This window comes from Streptomyces alboniger, assembly GCF_008704395.1.
Lineage (GTDB): Bacteria > Actinomycetota > Actinomycetes > Streptomycetales > Streptomycetaceae > Streptomyces > Streptomyces alboniger.
Genome location: NZ_CP023695.1, coordinates 2,519,698 through 2,534,414, shown reverse-complemented (window position 1 = coordinate 2,534,414; position 14,717 = coordinate 2,519,698). Strand labels below are relative to the sequence as shown.

The following is a 14,717-nucleotide window of genomic DNA, read 5'->3' as shown; positions in this document are numbered from 1 at the left end:
AAGGCGCGTCCCACTGGCCCGCTCGCCGTCCTCCTGGCGCGCTCGCCGTCTCCCCGGACCGCTCGAAGGGGTTTGCTAATAACACCGTGCTATGAATGGCGAGTTGATCCTGCGAGCGTGTTGCCCTCACCGGTCTCCGAATCGACGGAGGCCGAAAAGAATCAGCAGGGGAGACGCGGTATGGGGCAGCTCACCGCCGAGGGGCCATTTCCGGCGCCGGTGTCACGGGACCGGCAAGAGGCCTGGATCGAGGCCGTGCTGGCGACCGACGGGGTCAACCTGCCCCGCGGGGCGCTGGAGAACGTGGCCCCGTTCATCGTCGACCCCGAGGAGACACTGAGCGAGGCGGACGCCAATGGCGTACGCAGGCTCAAGGGGAGCGCGGTGCGCCGCGTGCGCACCGACGCCGGTGACATGGTCGTCGCCCTGGTCCGCATGCACGGCGTCGGGGGCGTGCAGTGGGGACACAACGAACGGATCAGTTCGATCTGGCGCTCCATGGCCGACCCGACGGTCGGGCAGTCCACGGAACGGACGCTGGCCCCGGTGCGGCCGTGGAAGGGAGTCGTCGGCGACGGCAGCGAGACCTATCTCGCCGCCCTGGAGAGCGTGGTCCCCAACAGGCACGCGCTGATGATGAACGCGGAGGACGCGGCGAACGCCCTCATGCGCGTGGACCGGGTCCGCCCCTACGACCTGGAGGAGGATCTCGTCCTCAACGGTCAGCAGGACCCCGGAATGTACGTCCCCCAACAGGTGCGCCTGGAAGAGGAACCGGAAAAGGATTCCGACGGCAATCCGCGTCATCCTTCCGCCTATTGGGGCTGGATGGCCGTCCGCGGAAATAATCGAACGCAAAAGCGTCAGTCGATTTTCCGGTTGAGTTCCGGTGAGGTGCTCGCCGGTGTCCCCGCGGAGAAGCTGGGCAGGGACGGCGACGACGTCATCTGCGACCCCCATATCTGGCTCACGGAGTTCTCCGCTCTGCTCAACAAGGAGTACGGGGAGGCAGCGGACGACCTCGACCCCACGAGCGGTTCACGGGCCCGTCGCGCGGCGGCCATCGCCGTGGTGGACGCCCATCTGGTGATCGGCACACCGACCCCGCAGCGGCTCTACCGCATCGTGCAGATGAACAACCGGCGCGACCACGTGCATCCGCCGCTGGAGTTCGACCCCATCAACCGTTCGCGTGCGCTCGGGCGCAGCGTGCTGGGCATGTACGTGGCCCAGGGAGTGATGGGCGAGAAGACGGCGGAGGTGCTGTCCGGTCTCGCCCCCATCCGGGAACTCCCGGACGCCACACCGGACATGGCGGTCTCCGAGCTGCGCGACCTGCGGTCCATGAAGCTGCTCCAGGAACTGTTCCCCGCGGACGCGACCAGGCGGCACCTGCTGCGGCGCGCGCTCAGCGAGAACCCGCCGTCCCAGCTCAGCAAGACGGAGATCCATCAGCGCGCCACGACCTGGTCGGCCCTCACCTCCGAGAGCTACCCGAAGCCCTGGAACCCGCGCATCGGGCAGATCTTCGGCACCAAGGCCCGGGAGGGCATCGTCCTCTCCGGGCGCAGGCTCCCGGACCTGCTCGCGACCGCGGACACCGACGACGCCGCCTTCGAGGAACTGGTCTCCTACCGGGCCGCCCACTGGCTGGCCTCCTTCGGCATCATCGAGGCCGACCGGGGCTCGCTCGACGGCCAGGAGGTGATCGGCGACGCGGGGGAGCGGATGCGCCGCTCCCGGCGCGGTGTGACGAACTCGCTCCAGGCCCTGCGGTACGAGAAGAGCCGCATGATGGCGGTGGGGGTGCTGAAGGAGCTGGTCGCCGCGATGGACGACGGTGACCGGATGCCGTGGCAGGTCAGCGTCTCGGGAAAGGCGATGCCGGGCCGGGAGATGTCCGCCTTCTGGTTCGACAGGGAGTTCCCGAAGGAGAACGGCACGCGGCGCCGCAAGACAGCGGCGCCGTCGGGCCCCGCCCCGGCCCCCTCGGCACCGGCCACGCTTCCCACGCCCGGCCGCTGGCCGTCGTCGCTCCATGAGCCTCCGGTCGAAGCCGGGCAACCGGCCGACTCCGAGGAGCCGGTGGGAGACGCGGGACGGGCGGGGGCCGAGGAGCCGGTGGGGGCCCAGGGACCGGCGGAGGCCACGGAGCCGGACCCGGACCCGGCCGAGGAACCCACCGTCGACGCCCTGGTGTCCCGCGTCGAGGAGCGCATCCGCCGGCTGCACCAGACGTCCGCCGAAGCCGGCGACCTCCTGGAGAAGCTGAGGGAGCAGGCCCGTGCCACCTCCGTCGGCCGACCCATCGGGCGGCAGCAGGCCGACGCGACGGTGCGCCTCCTCAACCAGACCGTCTCCAGGCTGCGCAAGCTCCCCGAACTCATGGAGGACATGACGGAACCGGCCTGACGCGGCGTAAGTCCCCTCGGGGAGCGAAGGCCCCTCAGTCGTCGATCCCCGACCTCTCCACCCCCGCCACGATCCACCGCTGGAGGAACAGGAACACCACCAGCAGCGGCACGATCGAGACGGCCGCCGCGACGAACAGTTCGTGCAGGCGGATGACCTGCGATGTCGTGAACGTGGCCAGCGCCACCTGGACCGTCCACGCGTCGCGGTCCTGGCCGATCACCAGGGGCCACAGGAAGGAGTTCCACGCGCCGATGAACACGATCGTGCCGACGGCCGCGAAGACGGGGCGGGAGTTCGGGACGACCACACGCCAGTACGTACGCCAGTAGCCGAGGCCGTCCACGCGTGCCGCGTCCTCCAGCTCCCTCGGGAAACCCAGGAAGTACTGCCGGAAGACGAAGCACGCGAAGGCCGAGAAGAGCGTCGGGACGATCAGGCCGCGCAGCGTCGAGACCCAGCCGAGGGACGAGACGAGGACGAAGCTCGGGACGAAGGTGACGGCGGCCGGGACCATCATCGTGCCGAGGATCGCGTAGAAGACCCGGTCGGCGTGGCGGTAGGGGATGCGTGCCAGGCCGTACCCGGCGAGCGAGGCGAGGAGGAGGGTGCCGAGGGTCGTCGCGACCGCGATCAGCGTCGAGTTGAGCAGGGCGCGCGCCATCGGCACCGCCGGATCGGCGAACAGCTCCGAGAGGTTCGACCAGTGCAGGGTGGACGGGAAGAACGTCCAGTCGGGGGAGGTGATGTCGTCCTCGGACGCGAGGCCGTTGCGTACGAGGAGGTAGAAGGGGATCAGGAAGAGCAGCGCGAGGGCGATCAGCAGGACCGCCCGCAGCGCGCGGCCCACCCGGACCAGGGCGTCGTCCATCGTGCTCAGTCCTCCTTCCGGCCCAGGCCGAACCAGCGTGCCTGGCCGACCGTGACCACCGCGATGATCAGCGCGAGGAGCACCGCGCCCGCGCTGCCGAGCCCGAGGTTCTGCCCCTGGCCGAGCGCCGTGTAGTAGAGGTAGACGAGCGGCGGACGGGCGTAGGGCGGGTAGCCGCGGGAGTCCGAGAGCAGGTTGTAGAACTCGTCGAAGGCCTGGAACGCGTTGATGACGAGCAGCAGCGTCACGGCGACCGAGGTCGCGCGCAGCTGCGGGAGCGTGATGTGGCGCAGCACCTGCCAGCCGGGCCGCGCCCCGTCCACCGCCGCCGCCTCGTAGAGGGTGGGCGAGATCCGCTGGAGGCCCGCAAGGAACAGGATCATGTAGAAGCCCGCTTGCAGCCAGAGCCGCACGGTGACGATGACCAGCCAGTACCAGGGCGGCTGGGTGGTCGAGAGCCAGGCGACCTGCTCGGCGCCGAACCAGCCGAGGACGGTGTTGGCGAGCCCGAACCGCACCCCGTTGAAGATCGACAGCTTCCAGATCAGCGCCGCCACGACGTAACTGCACGCCGCGGGGAGGAAGAAGACCGACCGGAAGAACGCCTGAGCGCGGCGCGTCCTGTTCACCATCAGCGCGAGCGCGAGCGACAGCACGAACGTCGTCGGCACGATGAACGCCGAGAAGACCGCGAAGGTGACGAGACTGTCGGTGAACGCGTCGTTCCGCAGCATCGACGTGTAGTTGTCAAGGCCGACGAACTCCGTCGGCGAGACGGTGTTGTGGGCGTCGAAGAAGCTGAGGTAGACGCTCCAGGCGAGCGGTACGTACGTGAAGAGGACCAGGCCGAGCGCGAAGGGGCCGACGAAGACCCAGAACCAGAGCGTGCGGTTCTGGGTGCCGAGCGGCTGCCGCGCCCGCGACGCACCCCTCATGACTTCTTCTTCACCCGGGCCAGCTCGGCCCGGACCTCGCGCACCACCGTCTTCAGTTCGCTCTCCGCGTTCGCGCCCGACTTGATGATCCGGCTCAGCGCGTCCTGGTACGCGGTGCGGCTCGCGGGCGTCCACAGCAGCGGCTCGGCGTAGCCGTACTCGGTGGAGAAGCGCACGGCGTCCGCGGCCGGGCCCTCCTTCAGCTTGTCGGCCTTCTTGGCGAGGGAGAGCCTGGCCGGGATGTGGAAGCCGTAGGAGAGCGCGAAGTCCTCCTGGTACTCCTCCTTGTCGATCCACAGCCACTTCAGGAAGTCCTTCGCCTCCTTCTTGTGGTCGCTGCGGGCGCTCACCGCGGCGCCATACGCCCCCACGGGCAGTGCGGGCCTGCCGCCCGGACCGTCGGCGGGCAGCGCGAGGACACCGAAGTCGTCACCCAGCTCCTTCTTGACCGCGGGCAGCGCCCACAGGCCGCACCACTGCATGGCGGTCAGCTCCTGCGTGAACGCCGACGGGTCCGACCAGTCGGCGGGCGCGCCCAGCAGCAGCGACTTGTCGGCGTACAGCTGGCGCAGCTTGCCCAGGGCGCGGGCGGCGGCCGGGTCGTCGAAGCCGACCTCGCCGTCCTTCGTGACGCAGGACAGGCCCGCCGCGTACAGCGGGGTGATGCCGAGCGCGCCCGCCCCGCCGTCGTTGCCGAGGAAGAGGCCCTTCACGTCCTTCGTGGTCAGCGCCTTCGCCGCGTCGACCAACTCGTCCAGGCTCCTCGGCGGCCGCACGCCGGCGTCGTCGAGCAGGCTCCTGCGGTAATAGAGCAGCTGCATGTCGACGACCTGGGGGACCGCCCAGATCCTCCCGTCGTACGTCTTCGGGGCGAGGACCGCCGGGTTGAAGTCGTCCCGTACGCCCTCGAAGAGGTCGGTGAGGTCGACGACCTGGCCGCCCTGGATCTGGTCCAGGCTGGGGCCGTTGACCTCGAAGACATCGGGCCCGGAGTCGGTGAGCAGCGCCGCGGCGGTCTGCTCGTCGTAGTTGCCGGGCCGCCACTGCACGGCGACGTCCGCCTTCTCGTACGCGGCGGCGTAGCGCTTCACGGCCTGTTCGGTGCCCGCTTCGCCGTACTGGTGGTACCACTGCGCGAGCCGCGGGCCGTCCCCGCCCGAACCCCCGCCGCCACGGCCGGTGATGGACCCGCACGCGGTGAACAGTCCGAGCGCGGCGCCGGTTGCGAGCAGTGTCCTGCGGCTGATGGTCATGCCCGTCGTCCCCTTGCGTGAGGTCGGAGTTGACGTACGTGTCGTTCTCGTACGTATCGGCCCAACGATCAACCATGCGGGGTGATTACGACAGGGGCGTTGCGGCCGAGTGTCAGCGTTCCGTCAAGGGAGGCCGCTCGGGTGTATGCGGCGCGTCAACGCCGGGGCGGGAGGCCGCGCGGCCGACCTAGCGTGCCGCACATGGGACACAACGGGACGACACGGGAGCCCGCCGGGCGCGGCACGGCGCGGGGCGAGGGCGTTTACGTGGGCGCGGCGGAGACCGTGATCGACCGGAATTGGGTGGCGGACGTGCGGGCGGCGGTCCTCTGCTCGCTCGGGCTGCTCGTGCTCGTAATCCTCCTCGACCTGGCCAACGGCACGCTCGGCCGCGCCCGCCTCGCCCTGTGGGCGGGACTCTCCGTACTCCTGTACGTGGTGCTGCACCCCGCGCGGGTGACGGCGGGCCCCGGCTGGCTCGCCGTGCGGGGCCTCGTGCGCCGTCGGCACGTCTGCACCGGTCTGCTGACCGCCGTACGGCACAACGAGGGCGTCGCCGACCGCCTCGTCCTGTGCGACTCGCTCGGCAACCGCGTCGAACTGGACCCGCAGGTCCTCGTCGACAACCCGCTGCTGCTGCACCGGCTGGACCGCGGGGCCCGCGACGCGCGGGAGGCGGGGCTGCTCAGAACCGGCTGCGCCGAGCTGCACCGCCTCACGGCGCGCGTCGACGGGGCGGCGGCGCGGGGGGTGTTCGAGGCGTCGGACCTGCGGTAGGCGGGCTCTCAGGCCGCCGCGCCGCCGTCGACCACCAGGTCCGCGCCGACCACGGAACCGGACTCGTCCGAGGCGAGATACAGCACGGCCGCGGCGATCTCCTCGGTCGTCGACACCCGGCCCAGCGGCGTCTGCTCCTTCATCCGCGCCGCACGGTCCTCCTCGGTCTCGCCGCGCCGGAACGACATCGAGGTGTCGGAGGAGCCCGGGCTGACGGTGTTGATGCGGACCTCGTCACGGATGTGCTCGGCGGCGGCCGCGCGGCTCAGCGCGGAGACGGCCGCCTTGGTCGCGCCGTAGGCGGCCAGGCCGGGGATGCTGCTGTGGGCGCCCAGCGTCGAGCCGATGTTCACTATCGTGCCGCCCGCGGCCTGCGTACGCATCTGCCTGACCTCCGCCTGGAGCGCCAGCAGGACGCCGGTGACATTGATGTCGAGCATCGTGCGCCAGTCCTCCTCGGGCAGATCGGCGACCGGCTGGCCGGCGCGCAGGACGCCCGCGTTGTTGACGGCGACGTCCAGGGAGCCGAAGCGGTCCACGGCCGCCGCGACCAGCTCGGCCAGGTCGGCCGAGCGGGAGACGTCGGCGGTGACGGCGAGGGCCGTGCCGCCCGCCTCCTCGATGAGGGCCACGGTCTCCTTCAGGGGGACCTCGGTGCGGCCGGCCACGACGACGTTCGCCCCCTCGGCGGCGAACGCGAGGGCCATGGCGCGGCCGAGGCCGGATCCGCCGCCGGTGACGAGGGCGGTACGGCCGGTGAAGCGGGCACGGGTGACTACCGTCATGACAGAAACTCTTTTCTTGACCGATCGGTTCAGTATGAGGGCATGAGAAGTTCAGCAGTTCAGCAGAGAAGGCATGTGAGAGCGTGGCCGAGGCGCAGGTCCTTCAGTCCAGGAGGGTCAGTGCCTGCTCCACCGCGTCCCGCACCCGCGCCGGATCCGCGGACGCCTTGCCGACCACGCGCAGGCCCTGGAGCAGGACGAGCAGCATGCGGGCCAGCATCAGCGGATCGCGGTCCTCGGGCAGCTCTCCCTGGGCCCGGGCGCGGACGAGCGCGGAGTGCAGAAGGGTCTCGATGTGGTCCCAGCTGCGCTCGACGCCCCGGGCGGCCGCCTCGTCGTGCGGGGCCAGCTCGGCCGCCGTGTTGGTGACGAAACACCCGGTCAGGCGGCGCTGGTCGGCGGTGGCCTCGGCGCCGAAACGCCGCACCGCCGCGCGGACGGCGGGTAGTGCCGGGCCGGGCTGCGCCAGCTCGGCGAGCAGGAGGGGCCGCTGCTGCTCGCCGTACCGCTCCAGGGCCTTCAGGTACAGGTCGTGCTTGTTGCCGAAGGTCGCGTAGATGCTGGCGCGCCCGATGCCGAGCGCCTCGACGAGGTCCGCCATGGACGTCGCCTCGTAGCCGCGCCGCCAGAACAGCTCAAGAGCTGACTGCAACGCGGCGTCCGGATCGAATTCCTTGGTCCTGGCCACGTCGAGGACTCTACGGCTTTCCAGAACGAGCGGTCAAGTAATGCGCACGGTGAGCGTACGGCGAACCGTCAGGCAATGCGCACGGGGTGGACCGCGACCGCGACCTCGTCGTCGTCCAGGCACCGCCCCGTCTCCAGGTCGAACCGCTGCTTGAGGAGCGGCGAGGCGACGAACGGCCGTCCGCCCTGGGAGCCGAGCAGCCCCCGGGAGAGCACCGCGGCGCCCGTGAACGGATCGCGGTTGTCGATCGCGTACGCGCGGCCCTCGCGGTCGAGGAAGAGCGCGGCCTGGCTGCCGTCGGGCAGCAGCGCCGCGAGGCCCCGGCCCGGTGTCAGCCGGGTGTGCTCGCAGACCTCGAACCAGTCTTCCGCGAGGCGGAGCTGGACGCGGGCGGACGTGCTCATCGGGAGGCTCCTTCCAGGGGCCGGGGGCTGATGGAGAGCAGGGGCAGGTCCGGCTTGATCTGATCCCGCTCGGGGACGAAGCCGACCGTCGGGTCCGGCACGCCCGGCGCGTTCACGAAGGACACGAAGCGGGCGAGGCGCTCGGGGTCGTCGAGGGTCTCGGCCCACTCGTCGCGGTAGTGCGTGACGTGGTCGGCCATCAGCGCCTCCAGTTCGGCGCAGATGCCCAGCGAGTCGTGGACGACCACGTCACGCACATGGTCGAGGCCGCCGTCGATCCGCTCCAGCCAGGCCGCCGTGCGCTCAAGGCGGTCGGCGGTACGGATGTAGAACATCAGGAACCGGTCGATGAGGCGGACCAGTTCGGCGTCGCCCAGGTCCTGCGCGAGCAGGTCGGCGTGGCGCGGGGTGGCGCCGCCGTTGCCGCCCACGTACAGGTTCCAGCCGCTCGCCGTGGCGATCACGCCGAAGTCCTTCGACTGGGCCTCGGCGCACTCGCGGGCGCAGCCGGACACCGCCGACTTCAGCTTGTGCGGGGCGCGCAGGCCCCGGTAGCGCAGCTCCAGGTCGATGGCCATGCGCACGGAGTCCTGCACGCCGTAGCGGCACCAGGTCTGGCCGACGCAGGACTTCACCGTGCGCAGCGCCTTGCCGTACGCGTGCCCCGACTCGAAGCCGGCGTCCACCAGCCGCGTCCAGATCATCGGAAGTTGTTCGACGCGGGCCCCGAAGAGGTCGATGCGCTGACCACCGGTGATCTTCGTGTAGAGGCCGAAGTCCCGCGCCACCTCACCGATGACGATGAGCTTCTCGGGGGTGATCTCGCCGCCGGGGATACGGGGGACCACCGAATAGGAGCCGTTCTTCTGGAGGTTGGCGAGGAAGTGGTCGTTGGTGTCCTGGAGCGCGGCCTGCTCGCCGTCGAGCACGTACCCCTCGGCGCCGATCGTCGGGGCCAGTGAGGCGATGATCGAGCCGACCGTCGGCTTGCACACCTCGCAGCCCTCGCCGCCGCGCGCCGCCTCGCGCCCGTGCCCGTCGAGGAGCGCGCGGAACGACGTGATCCGCAGGACGCGCACGATCTCGTACAGCTCCTGGCGGGTCTGGGCGAAGCAGCCGCACAGCCCCGTGTCACCGGACTGCGGCAGCAGTCGGCCGATCACCTTCACGCAACTGCCGCAGCCCGTACCGGCCTTGGTGCACTTCTTCACCTCGGGCAGCGTGGCGCAGGCCTGGATGGCGTCCTTGGTGACGTTGTGGCAGCTACAGATCACCGCGTGGCCCGGCAGCGACTCGGGGCCGAGCGCGACGGGAGCGCCCGCGCCCTCGGGCAGCACCAACTGCTCGGCGGGCAGCGGCGGGACGGTGCCGGTGAGCGGACGCAGCAGGCCGTACGCCTCCGCGTCGCCGACGAGGATCCCGCCGAGCAGCTCGCCGCCCGCGCCCATCACCAGCTTCTTGTACGTGCCCGAGCGCGAGTCGGAGTAGACGACGTCGAGGCAGCCCTCGGCCGCGCCGTGCGCGTCACCGAAGGACGCCACGTCGACGCCGAGGAGCTTCAGCTTGGTCGACAGGTCGGCGCCGGTGAAGCTGGCCTCTTCGGCGGCGATGGCGGCGGCCGCCGTCTGCGCCATCTCGTAGCCGGGCGCGACCAGGCCGTACACGCGGCCGTCCACGGCCTGCGCGCACTCGCCGATCGCGTACACGTCCGGGTCGCTGGTGCGGCACCGCTCGTCGACGGTGATGCCGCCGCGCTCGCCGACCGCCAGGCCGTGCTCGCGGGCGAGCTGGTCGCGCGGGCGGACACCGGCGGAGAACACCACGAGGTCGGTGGCGAGTTCGCTGCCGTCGGACAGCTTCATGGCGCGCACCGCGCCGTCCTCGCCCGTCACGATCTCCTGCGTGCCGGTGCCCGTGTGGACGGTCAGGCCCATGCCGGTGATGGTGCGCAGGAGCGCCGCGCCGCCACCCTCGTCGACCTGTACGGGCATCAGGCGGGGCGCGAACTCCACCACGTGCGTGGCCAGTCCGAGCCCGCGCAGCGCGCCCGCCGCCTCCAGGCCGAGCAGACCGCCGCCGACCACCGCGCCCGTCGTGGCGTGCTTCTTCGCGTACTCCTCGATGGCGAGGAGGTCCTCGATGGTGCGGTAGACGAAACAGCCCGTCGCGTCCTTGCCCGGCACGGGCGGCACGAAGGGGTAGGAGCCGGTGGCGAGCACGAGCGTGTCGTAGGTGAGGACGCGCCCCGAGCGGGCCGTGACGGTCCTCGCCTCGCGATCGAAGCTCTCGGCGGGCTCGTCGACGTACAGCTCGATGCCGTGCTCGTCGAGGAACGCCCGGTCGGTGAGCGAGAGTTCGTCGGGCGTGCGACCCGAGAAGTACGAGGTCAGCTGGACCCGGTCGTAGGCGGGGCGCGGCTCCTCGCAGAGCACCACGATGCGGTGGCTCGCCGCGAGCCCGCGCTCGACGGCGGCCTCCAGGAAGCGCTGGCCGACCATGCCGTGGCCGACGAGCACGATCGTGGGGCGGCGGTCCGGGGTCTGTGCGGGGTTCGGCTTCGGCATCTCAGCGGCCTCCGATGGGGGTTTCCCCTGCTCGAACGAAGTCGAGAGCCTGGGGTTGGGTGAGCAGGTGGAGCAGCGGGCTGTCGTCGTCGGGCAGCGGGGCGTCGGCCTCCCAGGCGCGGGCCAGCGCGCCCACCGAGGCGAGGTCGCCGAGCAGGACACCGCCGACCAGGCGGTCGCCGCGGACGACGACCTTGCGGTAGGTGCCGCGGGTGGCGTCCGCGAGCTGGATGACGTCGTCGTCGGGGTGCGGCTCGGGGTCGCCGAACGCGGCGAGGTCCAGGGGGCCGGGGCCCGGCAGGGTCAGGCGGGTGAGCATGCGGCTGCCGGTGTAGGGGGCGCCTTTCCTGCCGATGAGGGCGTCGGCGAGCGCGTCGGCCTGTTCGAGGGCCGGGGTCGCCAGGCCGTAGACGCGGCCCGCGTGCTCCGCGCAGTCGCCGACGGCCCTGATGTGCGGATCGGACGTGCACAGCCGGTCGTCCACGACGATCCCCTTGCGCACGTCGAGTCCGGCGGCCAGCGCCAGACCCGTACGGGGGCGGACGCCGCAGGCCAGGACGGTCAGCTCGGTCTCGAGATCGAAGCCGTCGGCCAGCTCCACGTGGCGTACGGTGCCGTCCGTGACGCCGACGCCGCGCACCCGGCACTCCGTGTGCACCTCGACGCCGAGGCCGGTGAGGTGGCGGCGCACCAGCTCCGAGGAGGCGGGATCCAGCTGGCGCTCCATGAGCCGCTCGGCCTGCTGGGTGAGGACGACCTGCGCGCCGCGCCGGGCCAGGGCGCGGGCCGCCGAGACGCCGAGGAGGCCGCCGCCGATGACGACGACGCGGGTGCCGGGGGCCACGGCCCCGGACAGGGCCAGGCAGTCGTCCATCGTCCGGAAGGCGTGCACGCCCCGGGGCAGCTCACGGGCGCCCGGCGCGAACAGGCCGCGCAGGGGCGGCAGGACCGGGTTGGAGCCGGTCGCGAGGATCAGGGTGCCGTACGGGACGACGGTGCCGTCCTCGCAGTGCACCAGGCGCTCCGCGCGGTCGACGCGGACCGCGCGGGTGCGCAGGGTGGTGGCTTCGGGCACGGGCAGGGTGATCACGTCCGCGCCGTAGCGGCCCGCGAGGACCTCCGCGAGGAGGACGCGGTTGTACGGGGCGTGCTCCTCCTCGCCGATGAGTACGGTGTCGATGGCCTCTGCGGCCAGGCGCTGTGTTACGTGGACGCCGGCCAGGCCCGCGCCGATCACCACTGCCGTGGATGTCATGTTCCGCAGCCTGCGGGGCGGGTGTTTCCCTGTCGGGGCCGGGTTGTTTCTCTGGGGGAACGGTGCGCTCAGCTTCCGCTGGGGGGTGCTGTGAGGGTTTTCCGCCTGCTCCGCGGCGGATCGCTCTCCCACCCACCCGCCGGTTTGCCCCGCGTCGAAATGTTGTCGTAGGGACCTCGCCCCCGCCCTCGGTTAACCCCCGCTCAGCCGATCCTCAAGGCCGCCTTAAAGATCTGCGGTACGGCGCTGACCAGGGATTTCCCCGCACCCGCCGCGCCTAGTGTGCCGCCGTGACCACACAGGCGGCCGACCCCCGGCCCGACACCCGCCCCGCGCTGTCCCCGAGGCCCGCGATGCCTCCGCGGCCCCCGATGCCTCCGAGGGCGTACGCGCCCCCGCGTGTCTCACCCCCCGCCCTCCGCTCCGGAATCCTCACCGGGGCGCTCGCCGTGGGCGGGATGTGGGGGGCGCAGGTCCGGTCGGACTCGACAGTCGCGGGCGTCTTCGCCGGCGGGGCCCACCTCACGGGGCTGCTCGCCGGGTACGGGGTGCTCGTCATGCTGTTCCTGATGGCCCGCGTACCGGCCGTCGAGCACGGGGTCGGCGCCGACCGGCTCGCGCGGCTGCACTCCCTCGGCGGGCGGTACGTGCTGAGCCTCTGCGGCGCCCACGCCCTGCTCGCCCTCTGCGGATACGCCGCGCACACCGGCACCGGCCTCCCGCACGCCGCCCTCGACCTGCTCGGCTACCCGGGCCTCGCAGCGGCCACCGCGGGCACCGCGCTGCTCGTCGCCGCGGGCGTCACCTCCGTCCGCGCGGTGCGCCGCCGCCTCGCCCACGAGACCTGGCGTGCCGTCCATCTGCTCACCTACCTCGGCGCCGCCCTCGCCTTCGCGCACCAGCTCGCCGGGCCCGACGTGGCCGCAAGCGCCCTCACCGGCTGGCTGTGGGCCATGGCGCACGCGGCCGTCGCCGTGCTCCTGTGCTGGTACCGCCTCGTCGTCCCCGTACGGCAGGCACTGCGGCACAGCCTGCGCGTCATCGAGGTCAGGGACGAAGGGCCCGGCGTCGTCTCCGTCGTCATGCGGGGCACCGGGCTCGATCAGCTGCGCGCCGAACCCGGCCAGTTCTTCCGCTGGCGGTTCCTGCGGCGCAGGCTCTGGCGCACCGCGCTGCCCTTCTCCCTCTCCGCTCCGGTACGCGACGACACCATGCGCATCACCGTCAAGGCCGCCGGAGACCACACGCGTCGGATGCGGCGCCTGCGGCCCGGCACGCGGGTCCTCGCCACCGGGCCGTTCGGCGCGCTCACCGCCCACCGGCGCACCCGGCGCAAGGTGCTGCTCCTCGCGGGCGGCGTCGGCATCACTCCGATGCGGGCCCTCTTCGAGACGCTGCCCGGCGGCCCCGGCGACCTCACCCTCCTCTACCGCGCCACCAGCGCGGAGCACCTCGTCCTGAGAACGGAACTGGAAGCGATCGCCGCCCGCAGGGGAGCCGGACTGCACTACCTGCTCGGCGCGTCCGGCGCCGCCTTCGACCCCCTCGCCCCGCAGGCCCTGCGGAGCCTCGTCCCCGGCCTCGCCGAGCACGACGTCTATCTGTGCGGCCCGCCCGGCATGTCCGCCGCCGCGAGAGCCGCCCTGGTCCGCGCGGGCGTCCCCGAGGAGCGCGTCCACGCCGAGGACTTCGCCTTCTGAACGCCCTTCGAAAGCCCCGACCTGTAGGAGTACGCCGGTCCATGGGACGCCACCGCAAACCCCCCGCCCCCGCCCGGGGCCCCACCCCCCGGGCCCGCCGCGCGCTCGCCGCGGGCCTCACCGGAGCGAGCGCGCTCATCGCCACCGCCCTGACCCTCACCGTGGAACCGGCCGCACCCCCGGCCCCCGACCGCGCACCGGCCACCGCCCCCGAGCCCCGGGCCGCCCGCTGACCGGCATCCTGAGCGGCATAGGGTCGCGATCATGCCTGACATACCCCTGACCACGGTCGTCGTCCTCTGCCTCGCCGCCCTCGCGGCCGGCTGGATCGACGCCGTGGTCGGCGGCGGCGGACTGCTGCTGCTCCCCGCCCTGCTGCTCGGCCTGCCGGGCGGCACCCCGGCCGCGCACGCCCTCGGCACCAACAAGGCCGTGGCGATCGTCGGGACGACCGGCGCCGCGGTGACGTACGTACGGAAGACCCCCGTCGACGTGCCCACCGCCGTCCGGGTCGGCCTCGCCGCGCTCGCGGGGTCGATGGGCGGCGCCTTCTTCGCGGCGGGGATGAGCACCGACGTACTGAGGCCCGTGATCATGGTGGTGCTCGTCGCCGTCGGCGCCTTCGTGATCCTGCGGCCAGCCTTCGGTACCGCGCCCCCCGCCGAGCCCGCCTCGCCGAAGCGGATCCTCGCCGCGATCGGGTTCGCGGGACTCGGCATCGGCTTCTACGACGGTCTCATCGGCCCCGGCACGGGCACCTTCCTCGTGCTCGCCCTGACCGCCGTGCTCCACCTCGACCTGGTCGCCGCCTCGGCCACCGCCAAGATCGTCAACTGCTGCACCAACGCCGGCGCCCTCGCGATGTTCGCCTGGCAGGGCGCGGTCATGTGGCAACTGGCCGGACTGATGGCCGCCTTCAATCTCACCGGCGGGATGTTCGGCGCGCGCACGGCGCTGAAGAGGGGCAGCGGTTTCGTCCGGGTCGTGCTCCTGGTCACCGTCTTCGGGCTCGTGACCAAGATGGCGTACGAGCAGTGGGTGGCCTGACCTCTTGCGCGCCGCGGCTCAGTGCG

At 72.1% G+C, this 14,717-nt stretch carries 13 protein-coding genes; 5 read left to right on the top strand and 8 right to left on the bottom strand.

Annotation, left to right across the window (positions count from 1 at the left end):
• Window positions 1-180: 180 nt before the first annotated feature.
• Complete coding sequence (locus tag CP975_RS11140; RefSeq protein ID WP_055533838.1) at window positions 181-2,412, top strand: hypothetical protein; 2,232 nt, start codon at window positions 181-183, stop codon at window positions 2,410-2,412.
• A 34-nt stretch (window positions 2,413-2,446) separates the two neighbouring features.
• On the opposite strand, the gene CP975_RS11135 is transcribed toward CP975_RS11140, so the two are convergent.
• From CP975_RS11135 to CP975_RS11125, 3 genes are read right to left on the bottom strand one after another with little or no spacing between them, the layout of a single operon-like run.
• Entirely contained in the window at window positions 2,447-3,283 is an 837-nt protein-coding gene (locus CP975_RS11135; RefSeq protein ID WP_055533840.1) for a carbohydrate ABC transporter permease, read from the bottom strand.
• 5 nt (window positions 3,284-3,288) lie between these two features.
• Window positions 3,289-4,218, bottom strand: a complete 930-nt coding sequence (locus tag CP975_RS11130) for a carbohydrate ABC transporter permease (protein WP_055533841.1) — start codon at window positions 4,216-4,218, stop codon at window positions 3,289-3,291.
• Window positions 4,215-5,471 carry an ABC transporter substrate-binding protein gene (locus CP975_RS11125; protein ID WP_199783125.1) on the bottom strand — a complete coding sequence of 419 codons (1,257 nt, stop codon included), beginning with the start codon at window positions 5,469-5,471 and terminating at the stop codon, window positions 4,215-4,217. Before CP975_RS11125 ends, CP975_RS11130 begins: the two co-directional genes overlap by 4 nt.
• A 201-nt stretch (window positions 5,472-5,672) precedes the next feature.
• Here CP975_RS11125 and CP975_RS11120 point away from each other — a divergent pair, with 201 nt between their 5' ends.
• A complete protein-coding gene (locus CP975_RS11120; RefSeq protein ID WP_070321265.1) occupies window positions 5,673-6,248 on the top strand; it encodes a hypothetical protein in 576 nt (191 codons plus the stop codon).
• Window positions 6,249-6,256: 8 nt separating this feature from the next.
• Here CP975_RS11120 and CP975_RS11115 read toward each other — a convergent pair whose 3' ends face one another.
• The 5 genes from CP975_RS11115 to CP975_RS11095 all read right to left on the bottom strand — a co-directional run bounded on the left by CP975_RS11115 (window position 6,257) and on the right by CP975_RS11095 (window position 11,944).
• The gene (locus CP975_RS11115) at window positions 6,257-7,033 is read right to left on the bottom strand and encodes an SDR family NAD(P)-dependent oxidoreductase (RefSeq protein WP_055533843.1); all 777 of its coding nucleotides are present in this window, start codon (window positions 7,031-7,033) and stop codon (window positions 6,257-6,259) included.
• 103 nt (window positions 7,034-7,136) lie between these two features.
• Window positions 7,137-7,721: a TetR/AcrR family transcriptional regulator gene (locus CP975_RS11110; protein WP_030783681.1), complete on the bottom strand. Its 585-nt coding sequence runs from the start codon at window positions 7,719-7,721 to the stop codon at window positions 7,137-7,139.
• A 68-nt stretch (window positions 7,722-7,789) separates the two neighbouring features.
• Window positions 7,790-8,125, bottom strand: a complete 336-nt coding sequence (gene nirD, locus CP975_RS11105) for a nitrite reductase small subunit NirD (RefSeq protein ID WP_055533844.1) — start codon at window positions 8,123-8,125, stop codon at window positions 7,790-7,792.
• Window positions 8,122-10,689 (bottom strand): nitrite reductase large subunit NirB, encoded by a 2,568-nt coding sequence (gene nirB, locus CP975_RS11100; RefSeq protein WP_055533845.1) that lies wholly within the window; start codon window positions 10,687-10,689, stop codon window positions 8,122-8,124. The genes nirD and nirB overlap by 4 nt, the downstream gene beginning before the upstream one ends.
• 1 nt (window position 10,690) lies before the next feature.
• Entirely contained in the window at window positions 10,691-11,944 is a 1,254-nt protein-coding gene (locus CP975_RS11095; protein WP_150476827.1) for an NAD(P)/FAD-dependent oxidoreductase, read from the bottom strand.
• A gap of 371 nt (window positions 11,945-12,315) precedes the next feature.
• On the opposite strand from CP975_RS11095, the gene CP975_RS11090 reads away from it, so the two are divergent.
• The 3 genes from CP975_RS11090 to CP975_RS11080 are packed head-to-tail and all read left to right on the top strand — an operon-like array spanning window position 12,316 to window position 14,691.
• A complete protein-coding gene (locus tag CP975_RS11090) occupies window positions 12,316-13,644 on the top strand; it encodes a ferredoxin reductase family protein (RefSeq protein ID WP_070321332.1) in 1,329 nt (442 codons plus the stop codon).
• A 41-nt stretch (window positions 13,645-13,685) separates the two neighbouring features.
• On the top strand, window positions 13,686-13,877 hold the full coding sequence (locus CP975_RS11085) for a hypothetical protein (RefSeq protein ID WP_150476826.1): 192 nt from the start codon (window positions 13,686-13,688) through the stop codon (window positions 13,875-13,877).
• 31 nt (window positions 13,878-13,908) lie between these two features.
• On the top strand, window positions 13,909-14,691 hold the full coding sequence (locus CP975_RS11080; protein ID WP_150476825.1) for a sulfite exporter TauE/SafE family protein: 783 nt from the start codon (window positions 13,909-13,911) through the stop codon (window positions 14,689-14,691).
• Window positions 14,692-14,717 lie beyond the last annotated feature (26 nt).

What these genes read in the sequence shown, in the direction of transcription:
- CP975_RS11135 (WP_055533840.1), bottom strand. Translation starts at nt 3,283, where the DNA reads ATGGACGACGCCCTGGTCCGGGTGGGCCGCGCGCTGCGGGCGGTCCTG.
- CP975_RS11090 (WP_070321332.1), top strand. Translation starts at nt 12,316, where the DNA reads ATGCCTCCGAGGGCGTACGCGCCCCCGCGTGTCTCACCCCCCGCCCTC.
- CP975_RS11140 (WP_055533838.1), top strand. Translation starts at nt 181, where the DNA reads ATGGGGCAGCTCACCGCCGAGGGGCCATTTCCGGCGCCGGTGTCACGG.
- CP975_RS11080 (WP_150476825.1), top strand. Translation starts at nt 13,909, where the DNA reads ATGCCTGACATACCCCTGACCACGGTCGTCGTCCTCTGCCTCGCCGCC.
- CP975_RS11130 (WP_055533841.1), bottom strand. Translation starts at nt 4,218, where the DNA reads ATGAGGGGTGCGTCGCGGGCGCGGCAGCCGCTCGGCACCCAGAACCGC.
- nirD (WP_055533844.1), bottom strand. Translation starts at nt 8,125, where the DNA reads ATGAGCACGTCCGCCCGCGTCCAGCTCCGCCTCGCGGAAGACTGGTTC.
- CP975_RS11120 (WP_070321265.1), top strand. Translation starts at nt 5,673, where the DNA reads ATGGGACACAACGGGACGACACGGGAGCCCGCCGGGCGCGGCACGGCG.
- CP975_RS11125 (WP_199783125.1), bottom strand. Translation starts at nt 5,471, where the DNA reads ATGACCATCAGCCGCAGGACACTGCTCGCAACCGGCGCCGCGCTCGGA.
- CP975_RS11115 (WP_055533843.1), bottom strand. Translation starts at nt 7,033, where the DNA reads ATGACGGTAGTCACCCGTGCCCGCTTCACCGGCCGTACCGCCCTCGTC.
- nirB (WP_055533845.1), bottom strand. Translation starts at nt 10,689, where the DNA reads ATGCCGAAGCCGAACCCCGCACAGACCCCGGACCGCCGCCCCACGATC.
- CP975_RS11095 (WP_150476827.1), bottom strand. Translation starts at nt 11,944, where the DNA reads ATGACATCCACGGCAGTGGTGATCGGCGCGGGCCTGGCCGGCGTCCAC.
- CP975_RS11085 (WP_150476826.1), top strand. Translation starts at nt 13,686, where the DNA reads ATGGGACGCCACCGCAAACCCCCCGCCCCCGCCCGGGGCCCCACCCCC.